This is a genomic window from Azospirillum terrae (genome assembly GCF_053470425.1).
The window spans coordinates 1,058,499-1,081,826 of the sequence record NZ_JBPXMR010000001.1; the positions used below are offsets into that span (position 1 = coordinate 1,058,499).

Here is a 23,328-nt window from a genome sequence, read left to right on the forward strand (position 1 = left end):
TCTTTGCCCAAGGAAACCCTTCCGAGGGGCGGCGCGTTGCCGCCGGTTCCGAACATACCACCTCCACGCCCCACCGGAAGGGGCCACGGGCTGGCCGTCGCGGGATGCCGGACACCATGTTAGGATGCGAGCGTCGGCAGAGGATGCGCACCCATGACCCTCATCATCAACCACCCCGAGGCGGACCGCCTCGCCCAGGAGTTGGCCTCCCAGATGAGGGAACGGCTCATTGAGATCGGAAAGCACTGCGCGTCGCTCCCGGTGCTTGATCCACGCAGCCCGGATGAGATCCTGGGCTATGACGAAAATGGATTGCCGAACTGAGCCAAACCCAGCAATTCACATAATTCCAATCACTTACCGTCATCCCCGCGCAGGCGGGGATGACGGAATTGAGAGAACTCGATGACCGAAATCCACTTCACCCTCGACGGCCATACCGTAACCGGGCGGGCCGGCGAGACGATCTGGCAGGTCGCCGAGCGTCACGGCGTCGAGATCCCGCACCTGTGCTGGCTCCCCTCGCCGGGGTACCGGGCGGACGGCAACTGCCGGGCCTGCGTGGTGGAGGTACACGGCGAGCGCGCGCTGGCCGCGTCCTGCACGCGCAAGCCCACCGCCGGCATGAGCGTCGAGACCGCATCCCCCCGCGTCAAGGCGGCGCGCAAGATGGTGTTCGAGCTGCTGCTCGCCGACCAGCCGCCCAAGGAGGTCGCGCACGACCCCGACAGCCGCTTCTGGCGCTGGGCCGAGGCGGTCGGCGTCACGGCCAGCCGCTTCCCCGCCCGCCCGCGGCCGAAACCCGACCGCAGCCATCCGGCCATCGCGGTCAATCTGGACGCCTGCATCCGCTGCACGCTGTGCGTCCGCGCCTGCCGCGAGGTGCAGGGCAACGACGTCATCGGCATGGCCCACCGCGCGTCCCACGCCAAGCCGTCCTTCGACTGCGACGACCCGCTCTGCCGCTCGACCTGCGTGGCGTGTGGGGAGTGCGTGCAGGCCTGCCCGACCGGGGCGCTGATGCCGGCCGCGCAGGTGGACGCGCGCGGGCTGAAGACCGTCACCCCCGACCGTACCGTGGACAGCGTCTGCCCCTACTGCGGCGTGGGCTGCCAGCTCACCTTTCAGATCCAGGATGACCGGCTGGTGGGCGCCATCGGCCGCGACGGACCGGCCAACCAAAACCGGTTGTGCGTCAAGGGCCGCTTCGGCTTCGACTATGTGCACCACCCGCACCGCCTCACCCGGCCGCTGATCCGCCGCGCCGACGCCCCCAAGGGAGCCGACATGGCGGTCGATCCCACCACCCCCTGGACGCACTTCCGCGAGGCCACCTGGGAGGAGGCGCTGGACCGCACCGCCACCGACCTCCGGCGCATCCGCGACGGGCACGGCGGCAACGCGCTGGCCGGCTTCGGCTCCGCCAAGGGCTCGAACGAGGAGGCGTACCTGTTCCAGAAGCTGGTGCGCACCGGCTTCGGCACCAACAACGTCGACCATTGCACGCGGCTCTGCCACGCCTCCTCGGTAGCGGCGTTGATGGAGGGCATCGGCTCGGGCGCGGTCACCGCGCCCATCGAGGAATGCCGCAACGCCGAGGTGATCTTCGTCATCGGCGCCAACCCGGCGGTCAATCACCCCGTCGCCGCCAGCTTCATCAAGAACGCGGTCCGCAAGGGAGCCACGCTGATCGTCGCCGACCCGCGCGGGCAGGCGCTGGCGCGCTTCGCCACGCACGTGCTGCGCTTCCGGCCGGGCACCGACGTGGCGCTGTTGAACGGCATGCTGGCGACCATCGTCGAGGAGGGGCTGACCGACCAAGCCTTCATCAAGACGCACACCGAGGGCTTCGCCGCCCTCGCCGACCATGTGAAGGGCTTCTCGGCAGAGGCCATGGCGCCGCTGTGCGGCGTCGACGCGACGGAGATCCGCACCATCGCCCGTCGCTTCGCCACCGCCCGGACCGCCATGGTGTTCTGGGGCATGGGCGTGTCGCAGCACGTGCATGGCACCGACAACGTGCGCTGCCTGATCAGCCTCGCCCTGATGACCGGCAAGGTCGGGCGGCCGGGCTGCGGCCTGCACCCGCTGCGCGGCCAGAACAACGTGCAGGGGGCTTCGGACGCCGGGCTGATCCCCATGGTCTACCCCGACTACCGCCCGGTCGAGGACCCGGAGGTCCGCGCGCGGTACGAGGCGTTCTGGGGCGCGCCGCTCGACCCGAAGAAGGGCCTGACGGTGGTCGAGATCATGGATGCCATCCACGCCGGCCAGATCCGCGGCATGTATATCATGGGCGAGAACCCGGCCATGTCCGACCCCGACGCGGGGCACGCTCGCGCGGCGCTCGCCAAGCTCGACATGCTGGTGGTGCAGGACATCTTCCTGACGGAGACGGCATTCCACGCCGATGTGGTGCTGCCGGCCTCCGCCTTCCCGGAGAAGACCGGCAGCTTCACCAACACCGACCGCCGCGTGCAGCTCGCCCGCAAGGCCCTGCCCTGCCCCGGCGAGGCGCGCGAGGACTGGCGGATCATCCAGGAGCTGGCCCGGCGCTTCGGCCTGCCCTGGAGCTACCCCCACGTCAGTGAGGTGTACGAGGAGATGCGCAAGGTCATGCCCCCGCTGGCCGGCATCCCGTGGACGCGGCTAGAGGCGCAAGGCTCCGTGGTCGCCCCCTGCGAGGACGAGACGCAGCCCGGCCGCGCCATCCTCGGCGGCAACGGCTTTGCCACGGCAAACGGCCGTGGCCGCTTCGTGCCCGCCGCAATCACTCCGCCCGACGAGACGCCCGATGACGAGTACCCGATGATCCTGACGACCGGCCGCATTCTGGAGCATTGGCACACCGGCTCCATGACCCGGCGCGCCGCGGCGCTCGACGCCATCGAGCCGGAGGCGATGGCGCTCCTCGCCCCGGCCGACCTGACGCGGCTGGGCGTGGCGCCCGGCGGGGTGGTGGAGGTGGCGACCCGGCGCGGACGCATCCGCATCAAGGCACGCGCCGACCGCGACGTGGCGCCGGGCATGCTGTTCATCCCGTTCTGCTACGCCGAGGCCGCGGCCAACCTGCTGACCAACCCGGCGCTCGACCCCGTGGGCAAGATCCCCGAGTTCAAGTTCTGCGCCGCCCGCGTGGAGAGGCCCGCATGACGATTGTCTATCTGGCGCTGGGCAGCAACCTCGGCGACCGCCGGGCGAACCTGGAGGCAGCCATCGCACGCCTTGCCCCGGCGGCGGCGGTGACCGCGCGCTCGGCCGTCTACGAGACGGCGCCCATGTACGTCACCGACCAGCCGGCGTTCCTCAACATGGCGCTGCGGGCGGAGACGGACCTGTTGCCGGACGCCCTGCTGGCGCACCTGAAGGGCATTGAGGCGGACTTGGGCCGCCGCGTCGGCGGCGTGCGCTTCGGCCCGCGCGAGGTGGATCTGGACATCCTGCTCTACGGCGAGACGGTGCTGGCGAACGCGGCGCTGGAGATCCCGCACCCGCGCATGGCCGAACGCGCCTTCGTGCTGCGCCCGCTGGCCGACGTGGCGGCAGATGTGCGTCACCCCGTGCTCGGCCGCACAATCGCGGACCTGCTGGCGGACGTACCGGGGGCGGAGACGGTGGTGAAGTTTTCGCAATAGGGCATGGGCCGGGCGAACGGCCGGCCCATGCCCATCCCCTCAATGCGTGCGGTTTTCCAGCGCGCGCAACGTGCGGTCCAGCACGGACAGCGGGACGGCCTTCACGGTGCCGCCGAGGATGGCGGCGGCCAGTTCGCGGTCGAGACCAGCCACGCCCGCGACGTCCTGGGGGCCAAGCCCGCGGTCGTCGGCGATCAACGCGATCCAGCCGGCAAGCGTGTTCTTCTGGTGTTGAAGGCCACTGCCGCCCACCTCCCCCAGGTTGTTGCCAAGGCTGTGGATGAAATCGCGGCCAGTGAAGACCGATGTGGCGTTGCTGTACGCGTCCTGAAACGGAGTCTCTGGGCGCAGGTTCATTCGGCGTCCTCCCGACGGTGAGTGACTGATTCTTCTTCTTTTGCCGGCTATGCTGCCTTCGTCGGACGCCATGCGCAATCAGGCCAAAGGAGTATCGACTATCCGTTAGGGGCGGTCCGCCCTTCCTACGATGGCGCCCCGTCCTCGCCCATGGCTTTCCGGGCGGCATCGGCTATACTGGCGGCATCAGCGACGACGCGGCCCCGCCCCCCAATCGGAGCGGACCAGCAGCCGCCCACGTCCGGGAGATCCGTACCCTTGGTCGAACAGAGTTTTCAGCGGCGCTCCGCCCCCGGCGGCGCGGCCCCCACCTACACCATCTTCCTGCGTGACTTTACCGCCCCGGTCATCCTGCGCGGCGAGAATGAGCACCGGCCGGCGCACTTCAATGTGCGCCTGACGGTGGCGCACCCCGGTCCGGACTTTGCCGACGACATCGCCGCGGTGATGTCCTACGAGCCGATCGTGCAGGATCTGCGCAGCCTGTGCGCCAACGAGCGCCTGCCCGGCGTCGAGGAACTGGCCGAGCGCGCCGCCGCGCTGTGCCTGAAGCAGCCCAAGGTGTGCAGCGTGCGCGTCGACGTGGAATTGCCGGAGCATGCCTCCGGTGCGGTCGCCGGGGTCACCGTCTCCCGCGAACGCGGCGAAGGGGTGTAACACCTTCGGATATGCACCTGTCGACGGCTATGACCCGTGGCATTCGGATGGTGCAGTGCAACCAGAACTCTATCCCTTTGACAGACCACGATTGCTGCGCTGCACGCCGAACCTCGAACGAAAGGCACTAATCCTGAAGGCGAGCCGACCAAAGCGGTAATGGCAGATAGTTACGCAATGCTTTATTCTTGCGAAATACTGTTCTGTCGAATCTGCCGAAGGAACAATGCCCTACGCCAACGGGCAAGCAAATGGGAGGAGAAGACGATGGAGTTTCGCAAGGATCCCAGCCTGACCGAGATCCTGGACGACCCGATCGTCGTGGCCGTGATGACCCGCGACGGCATCAGCCGCGAGCACGTCCAGCGCCTCATGGAACAGATGCGCCGCCGTTTGCGCGCCCAGCAGCAGGAGCGCCTCGCCGCCTGAGTTCTCCGACGATCCGGGTCCCACCGAACGAGGCCCCGGCGTTCAATCAATCGGCCCGCCACACGCACGCCGCGTCCGCATCCAGCGGGGCGGCGTTTTCTGTATCTGATCCGTATCTGAATAGAGCCCCCTCTCCTACCGCACCCCGACGATCCGGAACGTCCGCTGCTCGCCATCGTGCTCGGTGATGGAGACGTACTCGCCCTCGACGAAGCTGTGGCGGTCGAAGCGGAAGATGGGCTCTTCGTCCTCGTCGTCGCCATCCTCGTAATGGAAGGCCCAGCGCTGGCCTCGGTGGATCAGCGTGCCGTGCTGGTCGTCCTCGCCGCGCCAGAAGCGGTGCACTTTGCACTTGTCCCGGTTGGCTCGCCATTCATCCACGTCGAACTGGCCGTGGGCGTCGAGCGGCGCCAGGAATTCGTAGCCGTGCTCGCCGCTGCCCTCGGGAAACTCGCGCGTTCGGGCCAGTTCCAGGCGAATTTTCTTCAGAGGCACGGCGGTCGTCCTTATCAATGAAAGAGGGCGGGAGCGCCCTGTGCGCTCCCGTCACCCTCCCCGATTATAAATGACTTTTCAGGCGCCGAGGTTCCGCGCGCCGTACAGGTCCCCGTGGTGCGCCACGAAGCCGCGCAGAACCACCGTCAGGTCGGCGGCGTGCCGGGCGTTGCCATGGCGGCGCGCCCGGTCGATGTCGTCACGGATGAACGAAGCGATGCGCCGCTGCCCGTCCGCGCAATGGACCAGACAGCATCCCATCTCCACAGCCACCATCTCCGGCACGTGTTCGTGCTCGGCGATGGCGTCGATCTCCTGTTCCGTCAGATCGCTGAGCGCGATGCAGTCGTCGATCGTCAACATGGAGCGGTTCCTTCCCTAATATTAGAGACGAACCTGGAGGGCCAAAGACCGTCCGGCGTGGAGGGCGTGTCCGTGCCGCGCGTCGGTTAATGGGCCATCAGCACCGGCAGGCCGGCGTGACCGAGTACGTACCGGGTGACGCCGCCAAGGATCAGTTCCCGCATGCGGCTGTGCCCGTATCCCCCCATCACCAGGAGGTCGGCACCCAACTCGGCCGCCTTGCCCATGAGCACCTGGCCGACCGGTTCCGATCCCGGCTTCACAATGGTTAACTGACAATTAACGTCATGCCAAGCCAGATATTCGGCAATGCGACGACCTGTCGCGGACTGCGTCACCGAGGTCTCGGCGGTCAGCACGTGCACGGCGTCGGCCTGACGCAGGAAGGGCATGGCGCCGGCCACCGCGCGGGCGGACTCGGGGCTGCCGTTCCAGGCCACGGCGATGGTCTTGCCGATGGTCGTGAGCCCGCCCTTGGGCGCCAGCAGCAGCGGGCGCGCGGCGCCCAGCAGCGCGGTTTCCAGCGTGGCGTAGGCCTGCGCGTCGCGGTCGATCTCCGTGTGGGAGAAGACCAGCAGGTCGGCGAGGCGGCCTTCCAGCGGCACCAGTTCCTCGGCCCGGCCGACCACCTCGCGCCAGCGGGCGGAAATGCCCTCCAGGGCCGGCGGCCCTTCGCGCAGGTCGATCTGCTCGCGCCGGACGATCTCCTCGAAGTGGCGGCGGGCCGCCGAAAGGTGGCCGTCGGCCTCGCTTTCGGCAGCGCTCATGATCTCGTCGACCATGGCGCCGGACATGCCCTCGCCCAGCATCGGCACCGCGTCGCGCGGGTCGAGCTTGACGAACAGGCTGTCGACGTGGGCGTCGAACAGCCGGGCGACGGTGAACGCCGCCGACAGGGCTACGGGATCGGAATCGACACCGCTCAGCGGCACGAGAATGGTCTTGATGGACATCTTCGCCTCCCAGGCCGTTGGGCGGCCCGTCTTGCTTCAGTGGCGCGGCGGCGGGCGGTGCAGCCCGCGGGCGCCGATCGTTCGCTATGATACTCCAACACAACGGCGGGCGCGCGTTCCGAATGTATTAATCCAGGGTACCCTTCGCCGCACCCAGGACAGCGGCGGGCTCGGCATCGGCGTCCACCCGCGCCCACTCGACGATGCCCAAGTCATAGCCCTGCTGAAGCCGGACCACCTCCGCCGTGGCGTCGGAGGCGTCGCCGCTGCGCGCCTCCACCCGGCCGGCGCGCGCGGGCATCGCCGCCTCCAGCCACAGGCCGCAGAAGGCGGCGCCGGCCTGCTCCGCCACCGCCGCGACGGCGCGGCGCTCCTCGGGGCGGGCGTAGACGGCGTCGGCCAGCACCGCGTGCCCGGCGGCCAGCGCCACGCCGGCCCGGCGCGCGATCTCGGCGTAGACCCGCTGAGTCGCCGCGGGGGTGTAGGCTTCGGCCGGCAGGCGGACCGTCTCGTCCACCTGCATGAGCTGCTTGCGCAGAGCGTCGCTGCGTAGGATGAGCGCGCCGGGCGCCGGCCCCAGGCCGGGCGCAAGGCCGCGCGCCAGCGTCGTCTTGCCGGTCCCCGACAGCCCGCCCACCGCCACCAGCCGCGCCGCCGGCGGCTCCAGCGCGGACACCGCCTGCTCCAGATAGGCGGCGGCGTCCGCCTGCAACGCGCCGGCCTTCTCGGGATCGGGCTGCACGGCCGCCGCCGCGGCGCCGATCTTGGCGCGCACCGCCGCCCGCGCGGCGAGGAACAGCGGCAGCAGCGCCAGCCCCTCCAGGTCGCCGGTCACTTCCAGATAGCGGTTGAACACCGCGTTGCCGAGCGGGCGCAGGCCGCGGTGGTCGAGGTCCATCAGCAGGAAGGCGAGGTCGTACAGCACGTCGATGACGGCGAACGCCTCGTCGAACTCGATGCAGTCGAACAGCGTCGGCCGGTCCTTCCACAGCACTATGTTGCGCAGGTGCAGGTCGCCGTGGCAGTGCCGCACCAGTCCGTCGTGCGCCCGCGCGTCCATCAGCGCGCCGTGCCGCACCAGCGCCGCCTCCGACAGCGCGGCCAGCCGCTCCACCCGCGGCGGCGCGAACAGGTCCGGGCGTTGGCGCAGCTCCGTCAGGTTCTCGGCGACGACGGCGCGCATGGCCTCCGCCCCGCCGCCGTCCGGCCGCCGCACCGCCTGGGCGTGAAAGGCGGCCACCGCCTCGGCTAGCCGGCGCATCAGGTCGGGCGTCAGCGCGCCGCGATCGGCCAGCCGGTTGAACAGCAGATCCCCGTCGAAGCGCCGCATCACCACCACCCAGTCCAGCGCCTCCCCGGCACCGTCCAGCGCCAGCCGCCCATCGGCGCCGCGCACCACGGGCTCGACGGCCAAGTAGAGGTCCGGCGCGGTGCGCCGGTTCAGCGCCAGTTCCGCCTCGCAGGCGAGCCGGCGCTTGTCGCGGGTCGCGAAGTCCATATAGGGGAAGCGCACCGCGCGCTTGAGCTTGCAGGCGGTGTCGCCGGCCAGGAAAATCATGGCGCCGTGCGTGTCGATGCGCTCCACCGCCCGGCCGCCGTGCGTGCGCGGATCGGCGAGGAAGGCGATGACGGCGCGCTGGTCGTCGGTCATGCCGGCACTCTAACATCTTGCGCGGGAACGGGCGCATCTCCGCACTTGGTACGTCCTTTTGCCGTTATGACAAATTGAGCGCCTCGGCGGAGTAGCAGCATTGCCCCCTTGCAAACCCGCGGCGTGAATCCCTATTGACGTTATGGAAACATTTTTCGGTGCACACTGTGGCCAAGCATTGGAAATCGGGGGGCGTGCCGTGACTCGCTGCCGTGTTGCCATCGCTGTGGTTTCCCTGGGCGTTGTGGCTGCCGGACCGGCGTGCGCCGAAGAGGCGTTGGCGCCGGTCGACACCGTGCCGAGCTGGCGTCTGGGTTCCCTCGCCTTTTCCAATTCCGTGCCGACCGACCGCTCCGAGACGATCGGCGACATGCAGCAGAAATACCGCCTGGGCGCCGCCCCGCTGCCGGGGCTGGAGCCTTACGCGGCGCTGAAGCCGTGGGTCGCCGGCAACAAGCAGCCGGACGGCACCGTGACCAGCCGCGGCGGCGTGCTGCTCGATGTCCCGGTCGGCTCGTTCCTGTTCACGCCCAGCGTGGGCGCGGGGTATGTCGCCAACTCGCCGCGCGAAAACCGTGGAACCATCGAGTTCCGCTCGCAGGTCGAACTGGGCTACCAGTTCGAGAACCGCTCGCGGGTGACGCTGGGCTACAGCCGCATCACCGGCGGCCCCGCTGCCGACAGCCGCACCGAAACCAACAACGTGGTCGGCTTCACCTACCGCCTGCCCTTCGGCGCGCTGCTCGGGCAATAAGTGTTCAGGCAATAGGGCGCACGGACCGTCTGCAACGCGGCCATTCGGACAGGGCATGACGCGGCTCGCAGCGATTTGCTAGCATCCGCAACATGCCTCCTCCTCCCCCCGCCGCTGTCCCCGCCGTCCGACGAGTCGACAACGCGCCGCGCGGCATCATGATGATGCTGATCGCGGTGTTCCTCTTCTCCATCCTCAACGTGCTGGTGAGGGTGACGACGGCCGACTATCCGCTGACGCAGGTCACCTTCTTCCGCAACGCCTTCGCGCTGCTGCCGGTGTGGGCGACGGTGATGACGCAGGGTGGCTTCGGCACCATCCGCACGGCGCGGCCGATGGGCCATCTCTGGCGGTCGTGCATCGGCCTCCTGTCGATGACGCTGATGTTCTGGTCGTTCCACCTGCTGCCGCTGGCCGACGCGGTGGCTCTGAATTTCGCGGCGCCCCTGTTCCTCACCGCATTGTCGGTGCCGCTGCTGAGCGAGAAGGTCGGCATCCACCGCTGGAGCGCGGTGGCCGTGGGGTTCGTCGGCGTGCTGGTGATCGTCCGGCCGAGCCAGGACATGCTGCAACTGGGCGCCATGGTGGCGCTGTCGGCGGCGCTGGCGCAGTCCTTCGCCATGATCGCCATCCGCCAGCTCAGCTCCAGCGAGAGCGCCAACACCATCGTCTTCTACTTCACGCTGACCACCACGCTGCTGTGCGCGCTGACCCTGCCGTTCGCGTGGCGGACGCCGGACCTGCACGGCTTCGTGCTGCTGGTGATGACCGGGCTTGTGGGCGGATCGGCGCAGCTGTTCATGACGCGCGCCTACACGCTGGCCCCGGCGGCGGTGATCGCACCGTTCAACTACGCCTCGATCATCTGGGCTGCGCTGTTCGGCTGGCTGCTGTGGCACGAGGTGCCGGACTGGCATGTGATTGCCGGCGCCGCAATCGTGGTGGCGAGCGGCTGCTACATCCTGCACCGCGAGACCGTCAAACGCCGCACGATGCTGGCTGCGGCCCCGGCGGCGGGGGAGGATTAAGCTTCGCGTGCCCCCACCTTAACCCTCCCCCGCTTTGCAGGGGAGGGAACAAAGAACGCTACTTCAACCCGCGCGCCATTTCCTCGAACGCCTGCTTGAAGCCCTTCAGCGGGAAGTCGATGTCCTGCTGGCTGCCATCCTTGAAGGTGAAGCGCGTCAGCACCGTCGTGCCGTTGCGGAAGCTGTCGGCCACCTTGTCGGCGGCGAAGTTCGCGAAGACGCAGACGCTGATCGTCGACACCGTCGATTCGAGTCGCGGCTGGCGATCGACGCGCAGCGCGCAGCGGTCCACCACGCCCTTGTCGATGGTCAGGAACAGTTCATAGTCCTTGCCCACCGGCACGACGCTGATCGCCGCGGTGCGCATGGCGCCCGACGCGTCGCCGAGCAGACGGTAGACCAGCACGCGGCACGTGCGCGTGTCGGTCATGCGGTCCATGGAGCAATCGGCCATCCATTGGCCTTCCGGCCCCATTTCCTCCACCGTCGCCGCGCGGGCGGCGCCCGGCTGCATGCCCCCCGCCAAGCCGCACAGCCCCGCAAGACCGAAGCCCAGAATCCTCGTCCACCGCATCGCCAAACCCACGGTCAGTCCTTTCTCTCGACACCCCGGCCCCCCAGCCGGGCGCGGCGATCCTACCCCCAATTCGTTGTTACTCAAAGCGTGGCATAGGACCCCTGCGCACGGGGCACAATTCACAAAACTGCAACACAACCGCAACAAACCGGACTCACACGACGACTAAGGTCCGCCGCGTCCAAGCCGCTGTGACAAACGCGCTGGAACCAGAAACGGGAGTTGAGATCGTGACCATCCTCACCAAGACGACCCTCCGCCACGCCGCGATGGGCCTGTGCGCCGTCGTGGCCGCGAGCGGGGCCTCTGTTACGGCCCAGGCCGCCGACATCTCCGGCGCCGGCGCGACCTTCCCCTACCCGATCTATTCCAAGTGGGCCGACACCTATAAGAAGCAGACCGACATCGGGCTGAACTACCAGTCCATCGGTTCGGGCGGCGGCATCAAACAGATCAAGGCGAAGACCGTCACCTTCGGTGCCTCCGACATGCCCCTCAAGCCCGAGGAGCTGGAGCAGTCCGGCCTGGTGCAGTGGCCGCAGATCATGGGCGGCGTGGTTCCGGTCATCAACCTGAAGGGCATCAAGCCGGGCGAGATCAAGCTGAGCGGCGTCGTGCTCGGCAACATCTACCTGGGCGAGATCAAGAAGTGGAACGATGAGCAGATCAAGGCGCTGAACCCCGGCGCCACGCTGCCGAACGTCGCCATCGCCCCGGTCTACCGCTCCGACGGGTCGGGCACCAACTTCCTGTTCACCGACTATCTGTCGAAGGCCAGCCCCAAGTTCGGTTCGACGGTCGGCGCCAACACGTCGGTCCAGTGGCCGGCCGGCATCGGCGCCAAGGGCAACGAGGGCGTGGCCAATATGGTCAAGCAGACCGAAGGCTCCATCGGCTACGTCGAATACGCCTACGCCAAGCAGAACGGCATCCCGCACGCCGCGCTGCAGAACAAGGACGGCCAGATCGTCGAGCCGAAGATCTCGGCCTTCCAGGCCGCCGCGGCCAACGCCGACTGGGCCAACGCCAAGGGCTATTACGTGCTGCTGACCAACCAGCCCGGCGCCGAGAGCTGGCCGATCACCGGCGCCAGCTTCATCCTGATGCCGAAGGCCCCGCAGGACGCAGCGTCGGCCGAGGCGGCGCTGAAGTTCTTCGCCTGGGCCTACAAGGACGGCGACAAGATCGCCACCGAACTGGATTACGTGCCGATGCCCGACACCGTCGTGCAGATGGTGGAAAAGACCTGGGGCGAGCAGATCAAGGCCGGCGACAAGCCGGTCTGGACCGCCGCGGCCAACAAGTGATACGTCCAGCCTGAGTCGGGGGGAGGTCCGGTATGCCGCGCCTCCCCACGACCGTTGGAGCAACCATGACCGACATAGCCATCGTGTCCGAGCGGACCTCCTCCCGAAGCCACGGCCAGAACCAGCGTCTCCAGGACGCCGCGTTCCGCTGGGCCACCCTTTTCTTCGCCCTGGTCGTGCTGACGCTGCTGGGCGGCGTCATCATCGCCCTGGTCGAAGGCTCGCTGCCGGCCCTCAAGGAGTTCGGCTTCGGTTTCGCCGCCACCGAGGTGTGGAACCCCGTCACCGAGAAGTTCGGTGCGCTGGCGCCGATCTACGGCACGCTGGTCACCGCGCTGATCGCCATGGCGGTGGGCGTGCCGGTCAGCTTCGGCATCGCGCTGTTCCTGACGGAACTGTGCCCCGGCCGGCTGAAGCGCCCGCTGGGCACCGCCATCGAGCTGCTGGCCGGCATCCCCTCGATCATCTACGGCATCTGGGGCCTGTTCGTCTTCGCGCCCTTCATGCAGAGCACGGTGCAGCCGTTCCTGATCAACACGCTGGGCCAGCTGCCGTACCTGGAAGACGTCTTCATGGGGCCGCCGTACGGCATCGGCATCCTGACCGCCGGGCTGATCCTCGGCATCATGGTGCTGCCCTTCATCACGTCCATCACCCGCGACGTGTTCGAGACGGTGCCGCCCATGCTGAAGGAATCGGCCTACGGCCTCGGCGCCACCACCTGGGAGGTGGTCTGGCGCGTCGTGCTGCCCTACACGCGGGTCGGCGTGGTCGGCGGGCTGATGCTGGGCCTGGGGCGCGCGCTGGGCGAGACGATGGCGGTCACCTTCGTGATCGGCAACTCGCACCGCATCACCTCCTCGCTGCTGGCGCCGGGCACGACCATCTCCGCCGCCATCGCCAACGAGTTCACCGAGGCCGTGGGCGACGTCTACACCTCCTCGCTGGTGGCGCTGGGCCTGATCCTGTTCATCATCACCTTCATCGTGCTGTCGCTGGCGAAGCTGATGCTGGTGCGCCTGCAACGCAACGCGGGGACCTGACGCCATGACCGATGCCGCCACAGCCGCCCTGCCCGGCCTCAATCTGGCGATCTACCGCCGCCGCCGCGTGGTCAACCGCTTTGCGCTGTCGCTGGCGCTGGGTGCCGCCGGCCTCGGCCTGTTCTGGCTGGTCGCCATCCTGTGGACGCTGCTGTTCAACGGGGTGGGCAGCCTCACCTTCGCCATGTTCACGCAGATGACGCCGCCGCCGGGTGCGGAGGGCGGCCTGCTCAACGCCATCTTCGGCAGCGTCGTGATGACCTCGGTCGCGACGGCGCTGGGCACGCCCATCGGCATCCTGGCCGGCACCTGGCTGGCCGAGTTTGGCAAGGGTAACAAGCTGGCCGAGTCGATCCGCTTCATCAACGACATCCTGCTGAGCGCGCCGTCCATCATCGTCGGCCTGTTCGTCTACGAGGTGCTGGTGATCCGCATGGGCCATTTCTCCGCGTGGTCGGGGGCGGTGGCGCTGGCGGTGATCGTCATCCCCGTGGTGGTGCGCACCACCGAGGACATGCTGAAGCTGGTGCCCAACAGCCTGCGCGAGGCCGCCGCGGCCTTGGGCGCGCCGCAGTGGAAGATGGTCACCATGATCGCCTACCGCGCGGCCCGCAACGGCATGATCACCGGCGTGCTGCTGGCCATCGCCCGCATCAGCGGCGAGACGGCGCCGCTGCTGTTCACCGCGCTGAACAACCAGTTCTGGAGCACCGACATGAACGCGCCGATGGCCAACCTGCCGGTGGTCATCTTCCAGTACGCCATGTCGCCCTACGAGGAATGGCAGCGTTTGGCCTGGGGCGGCGCCCTGGTCATCACCCTGGCGATCCTGACCCTCAACATCGGAGCCCGCGCCCTCGCGGCCCTCAGCACGACGAGCAAATGACCATGGCCACTGCCGAGACCACCCGCTCCATGGACATCCGCACCGAAGTGCGCCGCAGCGACACGATGCCGGGCGCCGGCATGGCCGAGAAGATCGCCATCCGCAACCTAGACTTCTACTACGACGGTTTCCGGGCGCTGAAGAACATCAACCTGTCGCTGCTGGACCGGCGGGTGACGGCGTTCATCGGCCCATCGGGCTGCGGCAAGTCCACGCTGCTGCGCATCCTCAACCGCATCTACGACCTGTACCCGAAGCAGCACGCCACCGGCGAGGTGCTGATGGACGGCGAGAACATCCTGTCGCCGAAGCAGGACGTCAATTTGCTGCGCGCCCGCGTCGGCATGGTGTTCCAGAAGCCGACGCCGTTCCCGATGTCGATCTACGACAACATCGCCTTCGGCGTGAAGCTGTACGAGAAGCTGTCCAGCGCCGACATGGACGAGCGCGTCGAGTACTCGCTGCGCCGCGCGGCCCTGTGGGACGAGGTGAAGGACAAGCTGCGCCAGAGCGGCCTCAGCCTGTCCGGCGGCCAGCAGCAGCGCCTGTGCATCGCCCGCGCCATCGCGGTGAAGCCGTCGGTGCTGCTGCTCGACGAGCCGACCTCGGCGCTTGACCCGATCTCGACGGCCAAGTGCGAGGAGTTGGTGGACGAGCTGAAGTCCGACTACTGCATCGCCATCGTGACGCACAACATGCAGCAGGCGGCCCGCGTGTCCGACTTCACCGCCTTCATGTACCTGGGCGAACTGGTCGAGTACGGCGAGACCGAGACCATCTTCACCAACCCGTCCAACGAGAAGACGGCGGAGTACATCACGGGGCGGTTCGGCTGATCGGGCAGACACTTCCCACCTCGACCACGTCAACCGTCATCCCCTCAAAAAGCGGGGATGACGATATTGGGTAGGTCTCGGCTGGCGGAGTGAACCCCCAGCCCATCCATCGCGTTGAGTCCGGCACCGAAGCCAAATCGGTGCCGTCATGCTTCGCTGCCTTGCGTTCGCCGCGGTCTTGCTGGCCGTCCCCGCCGGGACACAAGCGGCGTCCAGCGCGTGTCCCCAGCACTTCGCCGGCGGCGACGCGCCCAACCTCGTCAACGAGCGCCTCGCTGCCCGAACGCACGAGTTGTGTTACACCGGGTTCGCCGTCCTGCACTCCGGCATCACCCGCACGCCGCTCTACGCCGCCGAGCATCTGACCCGCGAGCGGGTCAACGCCGCCCGTGGGCTGGAACGCAACAACAGCTTCCATCCCGATCCCAACCTGCCGAAGGACGAGCGCGCCGAGTTGTCGGACTACACCCGCTCCGGCTTCGACCGTGGTCACATGGCGCCCAGCGGCGACATGCCGGACCCGGAGCAGCAGAACGAGTCCTTCAGCCTCGCCAACATGATTCCACAGAACCCTGAGAACAACCGCAACCTGTGGAGCGACATCGAGGCGGCGGTACGTGTGCTGGCCCGCCGGGAGGGCGAGGTCTACGTGGTCACCGGCCCGATCTACCAGGGCGAGCGGCTGGAGCGGTTGAAGGGCCGCGTGCTGGTGCCGACGCAGATCTTCAAGGCGGTGTACGATCCACGGACCGGTCAGGCCGGAGCCTACCACGTTGCCAACGCCGCAGGGGATAGCTGGACGGCATTGTCCATCAGCGAGTTGGAGACGATCACCGGGATCGACGTGTTCCCTACTCTGTCCCGCGCCGTGAAGGACGTCGCCATGCCCTTGCCCGAGCCGGCGCCGCAGGGCCGCCGCCCGCAGGTCGGCGAACGACGGTAGAAGAGGGTCCGATGAAGACGATCAAACCGTATGCCAACGAGAGCGACTCCATCGGCATTGCCGACCTGACGGTGGAGAACCGCACCGACCGCGTCGTAGTCTACGGCAACATCGACCTGACGCGTGACAAGGAGGGCCTGAAGCACGCCCGCGACCTGCGCGACCTGCTGGACCGCGTGGTGAAGGCGCTGGAAGCGGAAAAGGACCTGCCCGACCACGTCCCGCCGCCGGAGCCCACGGACAGCGTGGAGAATCCATTCAAGTAAAGCCCCTCTCCCGGGGCGGGAGAGGGGAAAAGTAGACAGGCCCCGAGCCTTCGGGCATCAACCATCCATGCCCCCTGCGCCGCTCTCCCCCGCCGCCGTCCGTTTGCCCATCAACCGTCTTCCTGTGGTCGATGCGGCGCGCGGCGTGGCGATCCTCGCCATGGTCGCCTACCACTTCAGCTGGGACCTGGATTTCCTGGGCTTCGCCCAGTTCGATCTGCTCGAAAATCCGTTCTGGCTGGCGGCGCGCACAGCCATTCTCGGCAGTTTCCTGCTGCTGACCGGGGTGAGCCTCGTGCTGGCGGTGGAGCGCGGCTTCGACCGCCGGCGTTACCTGCGCCGCCTCGGCCTGCTGACCGCCGCCGCGGCTGCCGTGTCGGCGGTGTCCTACGTCCAGTTCCCGGACAGCCCGATCTTCTTCGGCGTGCTGCACCACATCGCAGTGGCAAGCGTGCTCGGCCTCGCGTTCCTGCGCCTGCCAGCCTGGGCGACCGCGGCGCTGGGCGTCGTGGTCTTCGCGCTGCCGGACCATGTCAGCGTGCCGATGTTCGACCATCCGGCGCTGCAATGGATCGGGCTGATGACGTTCCATCCCGACTCCAACGACTACGTGCCGCTGTTCCCGTGGTTCGGCATCGTCCTGTGGGGCATCGCGCTGGGCCGGCTGTGGCGTGGACGCGGCGCCATCGCCGTGTGGCGCCCGACCGGCAAGCCCACCCGCGCGCTGGCCTGGGCCGGGCGCTGGAGCCTGCCGATCTACCTCGTGCACCAGCCCGTGCTGTTCGGCGCGCTGTCGCTGCTGGCCCTGCTGTCCGGTGGAGCGGAAGACCGCGAGACGCGGGACTTCGTGGCGAACTGCGAGGCCGGCTGCGCCACCAGCGGCCAGACGACCTGCGCCGCGCAATGCCGCTGCATCGCCGACGACCTCAAGCGCGCGAACCTGTGGCAGGACGTGCTGGCGAACCGCTACGTCGGCAGCACCCGCGCCGCCGTGGCGGCCGTGGTGCTGGGGTGCAAGCGGTAGCGGTCCACCCCATCCGCGCGCTCGCGGACCAGACGCCCCTGGCGGACGAGGTGGTTCAGGTGCGCGATGGCCTCGCCCACCGCAAAGCGGGTCTGGTGGACATCGAGCTTGCGGGTGAACATCGCCAGCATGACCTCGTGCGCCGTCGCCGGCTCGGCGCAGGCATCGAGGGTTTCGTCGAGGCGCAGGCCGTGGTGCTCGATCAGTTCGTCGATGCGGGCATGCAAACCCATGAAGGGGTGTCCGTGCGACGGCAGCACCAGCAGCCCGTCCGGCAGCGCCTTGAACGCCTCCAGCGAGGCCAGATAGTCGGCCAGCGGATCGGAGTCGGGCTCGTGCGGCCAGACGCTGACGTTGGGGCTGATCTTCGGTAGGATCTGGTCGCCGGCGATGAACAGGCCGCGCGCCTCGTCCAGCAAACAGGCCTGTTCCGGCGCATGCCCGCGGCCGACGACGACGCGCCAGGTGTGCCCGCCCACCTCCAGCACGTCGCCGTCGCGCAGCCGGTTCAGCGTGGTCGGCAGCGGCGTCACCGCCGTGCGGTAGCCGTTGGGGCGGTTGATCACCGCCGTGATCATCTCCTCCGGCAGCCCGGCGTGGCGGTAGAAGCGCTCGACCAACGGGCGGGTCAGCTCGTCCGGGTCCAGGCTGATCATGCGTCCGTACAGCCATTCGGCCAGCGTCGCGTGGAACGCCGCGTCGAAGCGCTGCACCAGCCAGCCGGCCAGCCCCATATGGTCGGGGTGGAAGTGGGTGGCGATCACGCGGGTGATCGGCCGCCCCTCCAGCACGGTGGCGAACATCCGCTCCCACAGCGCGCGGGTGGCCTCGTTGCTGAAGCCGGTGTCCACCAGCGTCCAGCCCGGCCCGTCCTCCAGCAGCCACAGATTGATGTGGTCGAGCTGGAACGGCAGCGGCATGCGCAGCCAGTGCACGCCGGGCGCCACCTGGACCGAGCCGGCCTCCACGGGACGGTCGAAGGACGGGTGGGCGGCGGCTGTCATGGTCACGGTGTCTCCGAAGTTCAGGCCCCTGTCGGCTCGCCGGTCATCTGGCGCAGGCGGAAGCGCTGGATCTTGCCGGTGGCCGTCTTGGGCAGTTCCTGGACGAAATGGATGCGTCGCGGGAATTTGTAAGGGGCCAGCGCGCCTTTGCAATGCTGCATGAGGTCATCGGACAGGCTTTCGCTGGCCCGCACCCCATCGCGCAGCACCACCCAAGCCTCCGGCTTGACCAGCCCGGCGGCGTCCGGCGTGCCGATGACGGCGGCCTCCAGCACCTTGAGATGGCTGACCAGACGGCTCTCGATCTCGATGGGCGAGCACCAGATGCCGCCCACCTTCAGCATGTCGTCGCTGCGCCCGCAATACTGGTAATAACCGTCCGCATCCTTGCTGTAAGTGTCCCCGGTGTCCAGCCAGTCGCCGAGCATGGTTGCTGCGGTCTTCTCCGGGTTGTTCCAATAATACGCGGCGGTGGACCAACCCTTGACTTGCAGACGCCCCGATTCACCGACCGGAACGGGGTTGCCGCGATCATCGACGATCCGCACCTCGTACCCCGGCACCGGCGTGCCGCTGAACCCCGGCCGCGCGTCCTCATGCCGGTTGGAGATGAAGATGTGCAGCGCCTCGGTCGAGCCGATGCCGTCGAGGATCAGCGTGCCGGTGCGCTCCTTCCAGCGGCGGAAGATGTCGGCCGGCAGCGACTCGCCGGCCGAGACGCAGACGCGCAGCGACGACAGGTCCGGGGTTGCCTTTTCCAGCGCCTGGAGTTGCGCGGCGTACAGCGTCGGCACGCCGTAGAAGATGGTCGGCTTGAAGCGCTCGATGGTGGCGAAGGTGTTCTCGGGCGTCGGCTTGACGTCCAGCAGCACGACGGTGGCGCCGGCCCACAGCGGCACCGTGTTGCCGTTGCCCAGACCGTAGGCGAAGAACAGCTTGGCGGCGGAGAAGCAGACGTCGTCCTCGCGCACGCCCAACACCTCCTGCCCGTACCATTGGCTGGTGGCGACCATGTCGCGCTGGCGGTGCACGGTGCCCTTGGGCCGGCCGGTCGAGCCCGACGAATACAGCCAGAAGCACGGCGCGGTCGCCGCCGACGGCACGGCCTCCAACTGGTCGGACGCCTCGGCCATCAGCGACACGATGCTCTTGCCTTCTCCCTCCACCGGCAGCGCCACGGCAGGGCCGGGCTTGGCGGCCTGAACGGCGGGGGTGAATTCGGCGGCGAATTCCGGGCTCCAGACCACGGCGGTGCAGCCGGAATCCTCGATCATGTACTGGTAATCGGCCGTGCGCAGCAGCGTGTTCAGCGGCACCGGCACGATGCCGGCCTTGATGGCGCCCCAGAACAGGTAGAGGAACTCCGGACAGTCCTTCACCACCATCAGCAACCGCTGGCCGCGCTCGACGCCCAGCGCCCGCAGCGCGTTGCCGCAACGGTTCACGTTGGCGGCCAGTTCGGCGTAGGTGACCTCGCGGCCGGACACGGTGCGGATGGCGACCTTGGCGCCGCGCCCCTCGTCCAGGTGGCGGTCGATGAAGGGCACGGCGGCGTTGAAGCCGGGCGCGAAGGTGATCGCGGCCGGCGACTGCGACGTATCCACGATGATGGTCGGCAGCGAGAGCGGCTTCATGGCGGGTTTCCTCCAATCCTTACGGCCCCCGATTCTCCGCGGGGTGCCTTTTCGTGGATGTTACAGGCTGAGGTGGCGCATCAGGCCATCCTCGTCTTGCGCAAGCTCGGCCGTCGGCCCGTCGAGCACGATGCGGCCCTTGACCATGACCAGCGCCCGGTCGCACAGCGCCAGCAGATCCTTGACGTTCTTGTCCACCACCAGCGTGGCGATGCCGGCGTCGCGGATGGTGCGGATGACCGCCCAGATCTCCTTGCGGATCAGCGGCGCCAAGCCCTCCGTCGCCTCGTCGAGGATGATCAGGTCGGGGTTGGTCATCAGCGCCCGGCCGATGGTGACCATCTGCTGCTCGCCGCCCGACAACTGGTTGCCCAGATTGTCGAGCCGCATGGCAAGGCGCGGGAAGGTCTCCATCACCCGCTCGAAAGTCCATTCGCAGCGGCCGTCCACACCCGCCCGCGCGGCCATGACGAGGTTCTCGCGCACGGTCAGGTTCGGGAACACCCCGCGCCCTTCCGGCACCATGGCGATGCCCTGGCGGGCGATGGCGTGCGGCGGCGCCCCGGTCATCGCCCGCCCGTTGACGCGGATCTCGCCCTGGTCGGGCGCGGTCAGGCCGAGCATGGTGCGCAGCGTTGTCGTCTTGCCCATGCCGTTGCGGCCCAGCAGGCACACCGCCTCCCCCCGCCCGACCCGCAGCGACACGCCGTGCAGGATGTGGCTGGAGCCGAGGTGCGTGTGCAGCCCGAGCGCTTCGATGATCGGCGTGTCCGTCATGCCGCGTGCTCCTCGCCGAGATACGCTTCACGCACCGCGGCGCTGGAGCGGATCTGCTCGACGCTGCCGGTCTCCAGCTCGACGCCGTTGACCATCACGGTGATGCGCTCGGCGATGGAGAACACCGCGTCCATGTCGTGCTCGATCAGGATCATGGTGTGCTCGGCGCGCAGGCGCTTCAGCAGGTCGATGACGCGCCAGGATTCCTCGACGCCCATGCCGGCCAGCGGCTCGTCGAGCAGCAGGAGTTCCGGCTCGGTCGCCAGCATCATGCCGATCTCCAGCTGCCGCGTCTCGCCATGGCTGAGCGCGGAGGCCGCCACGTCGGCGCGGTGGTCGAGGCCGCACAGCACCAGCGCCCGCTCCGCCCGGTCACGCACCGCCGGGTAGCGGCGGGCCGGGCGCATCAGGTGCAGCCAGCCGGGTAGCCGCGCCTGCGCGCCCAGCCAGCAATTATCCAGGCAGGTCAGCTCGGGGAAGATATTGGTCTTCTGGTAGCTGCGCCCCACTCCCAGGCCGACGCGCTTGTGCACGGGCATGGCTGTCACGTCCTGACCCTTGAACAGGATCATCCCGTCGCTGGGCGGCAGATCACCGGACAGCAGGTTGATCAGCGTCGTCTTGCCCGCCCCATTGGGGCCGAGCACGGCGTGCACCACGCCCTTCTCGAAGGCCACCGACACGCCGGCCACGGCGCGCAGGCCGCCGAACTGGCGCGACAGGTTGCGGGTTTCCAGGATGGTCTCAGGCATCGCTGACGCTCTCCCGCGGGGTTTCCTTAGGCCGCTGCCGGAACAGGCGGAGCCGGCACTTGCCGCCCTTCGCCAGCGAGCCGATCAGCCCGTTGGGCAGGAACAGCACGACGCCGATGACGAACAGGCCGATCACCAGCTTCCAGTGGTCGGTGAGGTCGGCCACCCAGTCCTCCAGCAGCACCAGCGCGAAGGCGCCGATCACCGGCCCGACCAGCGTGCCCATACCGCCCAGGATGACGACGATCAGCACCATGGCGGACTCGTGCCAATTCAGGTGCGCCGGGCTGATGAAGCCGCCGCGCACCACCTCCAGGAAGCCGGCCAGCCCGGCGATCAGCCCGGCGATGACGAAGCAGGCCAGCTTGTAGCGCTGCACGTCGTGGCCGAGCGCCCGCGTCCGCGCCTCGTTGATGCGGATGCCGCGCAGCACCTGCCCGAACGGCGCGTGCAGCACCATGCTCAGCAGCAGGTACACCGCCACCAGACACGCCAGCGCCGTGTAGTAGAAGTTGATGCGCACGGACAGGTCGAGCAGCGTGGTCTCGCCCAGCGCCAGCGCCGGCTTGTCGGACAGGTTGACGCCGTCCGCCCCGCCCCAGAACGACAGATCGTGGAAGAAGAAGAACACCATCTGACCGAGCGCCAGGGTGATCATGATGAAGTAGATGCCGGAGGTGCGAACGCTGATCCAGCCCAGAACCAGCGCCACCAGCCCCGACGCCGCCAGCGAGCAGGCAAGCAGCGGCAGCAGATCGGTGATCCCGGTCTTGTTGATCAGCACCGCGGCCACGTACCCGGCGGTTCCGGAAAACGCCGCGTGCCCGAGGCTGATGAGCCCGGTGTAGCCGACCAGCAAATCCAGGCTCATGGCCAGGATGCCGAGCACGACGATCTTGGCGACCAGCCGGATGTAGAAGGAGTCCCCGACCAGCGGGAACAGCGCGATGGCCATGGAAAGGGCCGCGAACAGGATTGGCAATGCGGTCTTGCGGTGCGGCATGCTCTCACCCTCCCGCGAACAGGCCGCTCGGCCGCCAGACGAGGACCAGCGCCATCAGCGCATAGACCACCACGCCCGCGGCCTCCGGCAGGAAGACCGCGCCGAAGGTGTCGGCCAGCCCGATGAGCATGGCGCCCCAGAAGGCGCCCTTGATGGACCCCACCCCGCCGATCACCACGACGACGAAGGAGATGATGAGGATCTCGTCCCCCATGGCGGGGTGCACCGAGTTGACCGGCGCGGCGATCATCCCGGCGAACGCCGCCAGCCCGACGCCCATGGCGAACACCACCATGAACAGCCGGTTCACATCCAGGCCCAGCACCTGCACCATCTCACGGTTCGAGGCCCCGGCACGGATCATCATGCCGAGCTTGGTGTAGCGGATGAGCCCCGTCAGCCCCGCCGCGGTGGCGAGGCAGGCGACCGAGATGAACAGCCGGTACACGGGATAGGACTGCGTCTCGGTCAGCGGGATCGAGCCGGCCAGCAGCGGCGGCACGTTCACCCCGTTGACGTCGTTGCCCCAGAGGATCGAGCGCAACTCGCCGATCACCAGGATCAACCCGAAGGTGAACAGCACCTGATAGAGGTGGTCGCGCCGGTACAGGTGGGTGAAGCCGAACCGCTCGATGGCGAGGCCCAGCGCCACGCTGACCGGCACGCCGACCAGCAGCGCCAGCGTGAAGCTGCCGGTGACGCTGTCGAGCCAGAAGGCCAGATAGGCGCCGACCATGTAGAAGGCGCCGTGCGCCAGGTTGACGATCCCCATGATGCCGAAGATGAGCGTCAACCCGCTGGCGACCAGAAACAGCAGGAAGCCGTACTGCACGCCGTTGAGGATCTGAATCAGGTAATAGGCTGCGTCCATGCGCGCGCGGTCTCCGGGCGACAGTCCTGCATCGGGAAGGCATTGCCCCCACCCACCCCTCCCCCGCCCAGCGGGGGAGGGGT

General features: G+C 68.3%; 26 protein-coding genes. 14 read left to right on the forward strand and 12 right to left on the reverse strand.

From position 1 onward, the window contains the following. Positions 1-153 precede the first annotated feature (153 nt). The 3 genes from ACSVDD_RS05000 (at position 154) to folK (ending at position 3,635) form a co-directional block, all read left to right on the forward strand. Positions 154-324 carry a type II toxin-antitoxin system VapB family antitoxin gene (locus tag ACSVDD_RS05000; protein WP_448188181.1) on the forward strand — a complete coding sequence of 57 codons (171 nt, stop codon included), beginning with the start codon at positions 154-156 and terminating at the stop codon, positions 322-324. Positions 325-405: 81 nt separating this feature from the next. Continuing rightward, positions 406-3,153 (forward strand): formate dehydrogenase subunit alpha, encoded by a 2,748-nt coding sequence (gene fdhF, locus ACSVDD_RS05005; RefSeq protein ID WP_448188182.1) that lies wholly within the window; start codon positions 406-408, stop codon positions 3,151-3,153. Continuing rightward, positions 3,150-3,635 (forward strand): 2-amino-4-hydroxy-6-hydroxymethyldihydropteridine diphosphokinase, encoded by a 486-nt coding sequence (gene folK, locus ACSVDD_RS05010; RefSeq protein ID WP_448188183.1) that lies wholly within the window; start codon positions 3,150-3,152, stop codon positions 3,633-3,635. The genes fdhF and folK overlap by 4 nt, the downstream gene beginning before the upstream one ends. A gap of 39 nt (positions 3,636-3,674) precedes the next feature. Here the strand turns inward: folK and ACSVDD_RS05015 are convergent, their stop codons facing one another. Then, entirely contained in the window at positions 3,675-3,992 is a 318-nt protein-coding gene (locus tag ACSVDD_RS05015) for a helix-turn-helix domain-containing protein (protein ID WP_448188184.1), read from the reverse strand. Between the two features lie 258 nt (positions 3,993-4,250). Between ACSVDD_RS05015 and ACSVDD_RS05020 the strand changes: the two genes are divergently transcribed. Both ACSVDD_RS05020 and ACSVDD_RS05025 read left to right on the forward strand, forming a co-directional pair. After that, on the forward strand, positions 4,251-4,649 hold the full coding sequence (locus tag ACSVDD_RS05020; RefSeq protein ID WP_448188185.1) for a dihydroneopterin aldolase: 399 nt from the start codon (positions 4,251-4,253) through the stop codon (positions 4,647-4,649). A gap of 267 nt (positions 4,650-4,916) precedes the next feature. Continuing rightward, positions 4,917-5,078 carry a hypothetical protein gene (locus ACSVDD_RS05025; protein WP_448188186.1) on the forward strand — a complete coding sequence of 54 codons (162 nt, stop codon included), beginning with the start codon at positions 4,917-4,919 and terminating at the stop codon, positions 5,076-5,078. A gap of 135 nt (positions 5,079-5,213) precedes the next feature. On the opposite strand, the gene ACSVDD_RS05030 is transcribed toward ACSVDD_RS05025, so the two are convergent. The 4 genes from ACSVDD_RS05030 to ACSVDD_RS05045 form a co-directional block, all read right to left on the reverse strand. Further along, positions 5,214-5,573 carry a hypothetical protein gene (locus ACSVDD_RS05030; protein ID WP_448188187.1) on the reverse strand — a complete coding sequence of 120 codons (360 nt, stop codon included), beginning with the start codon at positions 5,571-5,573 and terminating at the stop codon, positions 5,214-5,216. 78 nt (positions 5,574-5,651) lie between these two features. Further along, on the reverse strand, positions 5,652-5,936 hold the full coding sequence (locus ACSVDD_RS05035; RefSeq protein ID WP_448188188.1) for a hypothetical protein: 285 nt from the start codon (positions 5,934-5,936) through the stop codon (positions 5,652-5,654). Between the two features lie 86 nt (positions 5,937-6,022). After that, complete coding sequence (locus tag ACSVDD_RS05040; protein ID WP_448188189.1) at positions 6,023-6,889, reverse strand: universal stress protein; 867 nt, start codon at positions 6,887-6,889, stop codon at positions 6,023-6,025. Between the two features lie 127 nt (positions 6,890-7,016). Beyond that, positions 7,017-8,540 carry a bifunctional aminoglycoside phosphotransferase/ATP-binding protein gene (locus ACSVDD_RS05045; protein WP_448188190.1) on the reverse strand — a complete coding sequence of 508 codons (1,524 nt, stop codon included), beginning with the start codon at positions 8,538-8,540 and terminating at the stop codon, positions 7,017-7,019. Positions 8,541-8,739: 199 nt separating this feature from the next. Here ACSVDD_RS05045 and ACSVDD_RS05050 point away from each other — a divergent pair, with 199 nt between their 5' ends. Together ACSVDD_RS05050 and ACSVDD_RS05055 are read left to right on the forward strand one after the other, a co-directional pair. Further along, a complete protein-coding gene (locus ACSVDD_RS05050) occupies positions 8,740-9,294 on the forward strand; it encodes a hypothetical protein (RefSeq protein ID WP_448188191.1) in 555 nt (184 codons plus the stop codon). A gap of 92 nt (positions 9,295-9,386) precedes the next feature. Next, entirely contained in the window at positions 9,387-10,322 is a 936-nt protein-coding gene (locus ACSVDD_RS05055) for a DMT family transporter (protein ID WP_448188192.1), read from the forward strand. 58 nt (positions 10,323-10,380) lie between these two features. Here the strand turns inward: ACSVDD_RS05055 and ACSVDD_RS05060 are convergent, their stop codons facing one another. Next, entirely contained in the window at positions 10,381-10,896 is a 516-nt protein-coding gene (locus tag ACSVDD_RS05060) for an invasion associated locus B family protein (protein WP_448188193.1), read from the reverse strand. A gap of 233 nt (positions 10,897-11,129) precedes the next feature. Between ACSVDD_RS05060 and pstS the strand changes: the two genes are divergently transcribed. From pstS to ACSVDD_RS05095, 7 genes are all read left to right on the forward strand, one after another. After that, positions 11,130-12,206, forward strand: coding sequence for a phosphate ABC transporter substrate-binding protein PstS (gene pstS / locus ACSVDD_RS05065; RefSeq protein ID WP_448188194.1), 1,077 nt, complete (start codon positions 11,130-11,132; stop codon positions 12,204-12,206). Between the two features lie 65 nt (positions 12,207-12,271). Then, a complete protein-coding gene (gene pstC / locus ACSVDD_RS05070; RefSeq protein ID WP_448188195.1) occupies positions 12,272-13,249 on the forward strand; it encodes a phosphate ABC transporter permease subunit PstC in 978 nt (325 codons plus the stop codon). Between the two features lie 4 nt (positions 13,250-13,253). Beyond that, positions 13,254-14,135: a phosphate ABC transporter permease PstA gene (gene pstA, locus ACSVDD_RS05075; protein WP_448188196.1), complete on the forward strand. Its 882-nt coding sequence runs from the start codon at positions 13,254-13,256 to the stop codon at positions 14,133-14,135. Further along, entirely contained in the window at positions 14,132-14,971 is an 840-nt protein-coding gene (gene pstB, locus ACSVDD_RS05080) for a phosphate ABC transporter ATP-binding protein PstB (protein ID WP_448188197.1), read from the forward strand. The genes pstA and pstB overlap by 4 nt, the downstream gene beginning before the upstream one ends. Before the next feature lie 148 nt (positions 14,972-15,119). After that, positions 15,120-15,914, forward strand: coding sequence for a DNA/RNA non-specific endonuclease (locus ACSVDD_RS05085; protein WP_448188198.1), 795 nt, complete (start codon positions 15,120-15,122; stop codon positions 15,912-15,914). 11 nt (positions 15,915-15,925) lie between these two features. Next, a complete protein-coding gene (locus ACSVDD_RS05090) occupies positions 15,926-16,180 on the forward strand; it encodes a hypothetical protein (protein ID WP_448188199.1) in 255 nt (84 codons plus the stop codon). 67 nt (positions 16,181-16,247) lie between these two features. Beyond that, on the forward strand, positions 16,248-17,204 hold the full coding sequence (locus ACSVDD_RS05095) for an acetyltransferase domain-containing protein (RefSeq protein WP_448188200.1): 957 nt from the start codon (positions 16,248-16,250) through the stop codon (positions 17,202-17,204). On the opposite strand, the gene ACSVDD_RS05100 is transcribed toward ACSVDD_RS05095, so the two are convergent. Genes ACSVDD_RS05100 through ACSVDD_RS05125 form a run of 6 tightly spaced genes read right to left on the reverse strand, consistent with a single transcriptional unit; the run spans position 17,147 to position 23,245 of the window. After that, positions 17,147-18,208: an MBL fold metallo-hydrolase gene (locus tag ACSVDD_RS05100; protein ID WP_448188515.1), complete on the reverse strand. Its 1,062-nt coding sequence runs from the start codon at positions 18,206-18,208 to the stop codon at positions 17,147-17,149. The two genes, ACSVDD_RS05095 and ACSVDD_RS05100, sit on opposite strands and share 58 nt — an antisense overlap. Before the next feature lie 20 nt (positions 18,209-18,228). After that, positions 18,229-19,842, reverse strand: coding sequence for a benzoate-CoA ligase family protein (locus tag ACSVDD_RS05105; protein WP_448188201.1), 1,614 nt, complete (start codon positions 19,840-19,842; stop codon positions 18,229-18,231). 60 nt (positions 19,843-19,902) lie between these two features. Beyond that, positions 19,903-20,619 carry an ABC transporter ATP-binding protein gene (locus ACSVDD_RS05110; RefSeq protein ID WP_448188202.1) on the reverse strand — a complete coding sequence of 239 codons (717 nt, stop codon included), beginning with the start codon at positions 20,617-20,619 and terminating at the stop codon, positions 19,903-19,905. Next, positions 20,616-21,371, reverse strand: coding sequence for an ABC transporter ATP-binding protein (locus tag ACSVDD_RS05115; RefSeq protein ID WP_448188203.1), 756 nt, complete (start codon positions 21,369-21,371; stop codon positions 20,616-20,618). The genes ACSVDD_RS05110 and ACSVDD_RS05115 overlap by 4 nt, the downstream gene beginning before the upstream one ends. Further along, positions 21,364-22,374 (reverse strand): branched-chain amino acid ABC transporter permease, encoded by a 1,011-nt coding sequence (locus tag ACSVDD_RS05120; protein ID WP_448188204.1) that lies wholly within the window; start codon positions 22,372-22,374, stop codon positions 21,364-21,366. The genes ACSVDD_RS05115 and ACSVDD_RS05120 overlap by 8 nt, the downstream gene beginning before the upstream one ends. Before the next feature lie 4 nt (positions 22,375-22,378). After that, entirely contained in the window at positions 22,379-23,245 is an 867-nt protein-coding gene (locus tag ACSVDD_RS05125) for a branched-chain amino acid ABC transporter permease (RefSeq protein WP_448188205.1), read from the reverse strand. Positions 23,246-23,328 lie beyond the last annotated feature (83 nt).

What these genes read in the sequence shown, in the direction of transcription:
- ACSVDD_RS05110 (WP_448188202.1), bottom strand. Translation starts at nt 20,619, where the DNA reads ATGACGGACACGCCGATCATCGAAGCGCTCGGGCTGCACACGCACCTC.
- ACSVDD_RS05055 (WP_448188192.1), top strand. Translation starts at nt 9,387, where the DNA reads ATGCCTCCTCCTCCCCCCGCCGCTGTCCCCGCCGTCCGACGAGTCGAC.
- ACSVDD_RS05025 (WP_448188186.1), top strand. Translation starts at nt 4,917, where the DNA reads ATGGAGTTTCGCAAGGATCCCAGCCTGACCGAGATCCTGGACGACCCG.
- folK (WP_448188183.1), top strand. Translation starts at nt 3,150, where the DNA reads ATGACGATTGTCTATCTGGCGCTGGGCAGCAACCTCGGCGACCGCCGG.
- ACSVDD_RS05100 (WP_448188515.1), bottom strand. Translation starts at nt 18,208, where the DNA reads ATGACAGCCGCCGCCCACCCGTCCTTCGACCGTCCCGTGGAGGCCGGC.
- ACSVDD_RS05000 (WP_448188181.1), top strand. Translation starts at nt 154, where the DNA reads ATGACCCTCATCATCAACCACCCCGAGGCGGACCGCCTCGCCCAGGAG.
- ACSVDD_RS05125 (WP_448188205.1), bottom strand. Translation starts at nt 23,245, where the DNA reads ATGGACGCAGCCTATTACCTGATTCAGATCCTCAACGGCGTGCAGTAC.
- pstB (WP_448188197.1), top strand. Translation starts at nt 14,132, where the DNA reads ATGACCATGGCCACTGCCGAGACCACCCGCTCCATGGACATCCGCACC.
- ACSVDD_RS05105 (WP_448188201.1), bottom strand. Translation starts at nt 19,842, where the DNA reads ATGAAGCCGCTCTCGCTGCCGACCATCATCGTGGATACGTCGCAGTCG.
- ACSVDD_RS05015 (WP_448188184.1), bottom strand. Translation starts at nt 3,992, where the DNA reads ATGAACCTGCGCCCAGAGACTCCGTTTCAGGACGCGTACAGCAACGCC.
- ACSVDD_RS05115 (WP_448188203.1), bottom strand. Translation starts at nt 21,371, where the DNA reads ATGCCTGAGACCATCCTGGAAACCCGCAACCTGTCGCGCCAGTTCGGC.
- ACSVDD_RS05095 (WP_448188200.1), top strand. Translation starts at nt 16,248, where the DNA reads ATGCCCCCTGCGCCGCTCTCCCCCGCCGCCGTCCGTTTGCCCATCAAC.
- fdhF (WP_448188182.1), top strand. Translation starts at nt 406, where the DNA reads ATGACCGAAATCCACTTCACCCTCGACGGCCATACCGTAACCGGGCGG.
- pstC (WP_448188195.1), top strand. Translation starts at nt 12,272, where the DNA reads ATGACCGACATAGCCATCGTGTCCGAGCGGACCTCCTCCCGAAGCCAC.
- ACSVDD_RS05035 (WP_448188188.1), bottom strand. Translation starts at nt 5,936, where the DNA reads ATGTTGACGATCGACGACTGCATCGCGCTCAGCGATCTGACGGAACAG.
- ACSVDD_RS05085 (WP_448188198.1), top strand. Translation starts at nt 15,120, where the DNA reads ATGCTTCGCTGCCTTGCGTTCGCCGCGGTCTTGCTGGCCGTCCCCGCC.
- ACSVDD_RS05040 (WP_448188189.1), bottom strand. Translation starts at nt 6,889, where the DNA reads ATGTCCATCAAGACCATTCTCGTGCCGCTGAGCGGTGTCGATTCCGAT.
- ACSVDD_RS05060 (WP_448188193.1), bottom strand. Translation starts at nt 10,896, where the DNA reads ATGCGGTGGACGAGGATTCTGGGCTTCGGTCTTGCGGGGCTGTGCGGC.
- ACSVDD_RS05045 (WP_448188190.1), bottom strand. Translation starts at nt 8,540, where the DNA reads ATGACCGACGACCAGCGCGCCGTCATCGCCTTCCTCGCCGATCCGCGC.
- pstA (WP_448188196.1), top strand. Translation starts at nt 13,254, where the DNA reads ATGACCGATGCCGCCACAGCCGCCCTGCCCGGCCTCAATCTGGCGATC.
- ACSVDD_RS05120 (WP_448188204.1), bottom strand. Translation starts at nt 22,374, where the DNA reads ATGCCGCACCGCAAGACCGCATTGCCAATCCTGTTCGCGGCCCTTTCC.
- ACSVDD_RS05090 (WP_448188199.1), top strand. Translation starts at nt 15,926, where the DNA reads ATGAAGACGATCAAACCGTATGCCAACGAGAGCGACTCCATCGGCATT.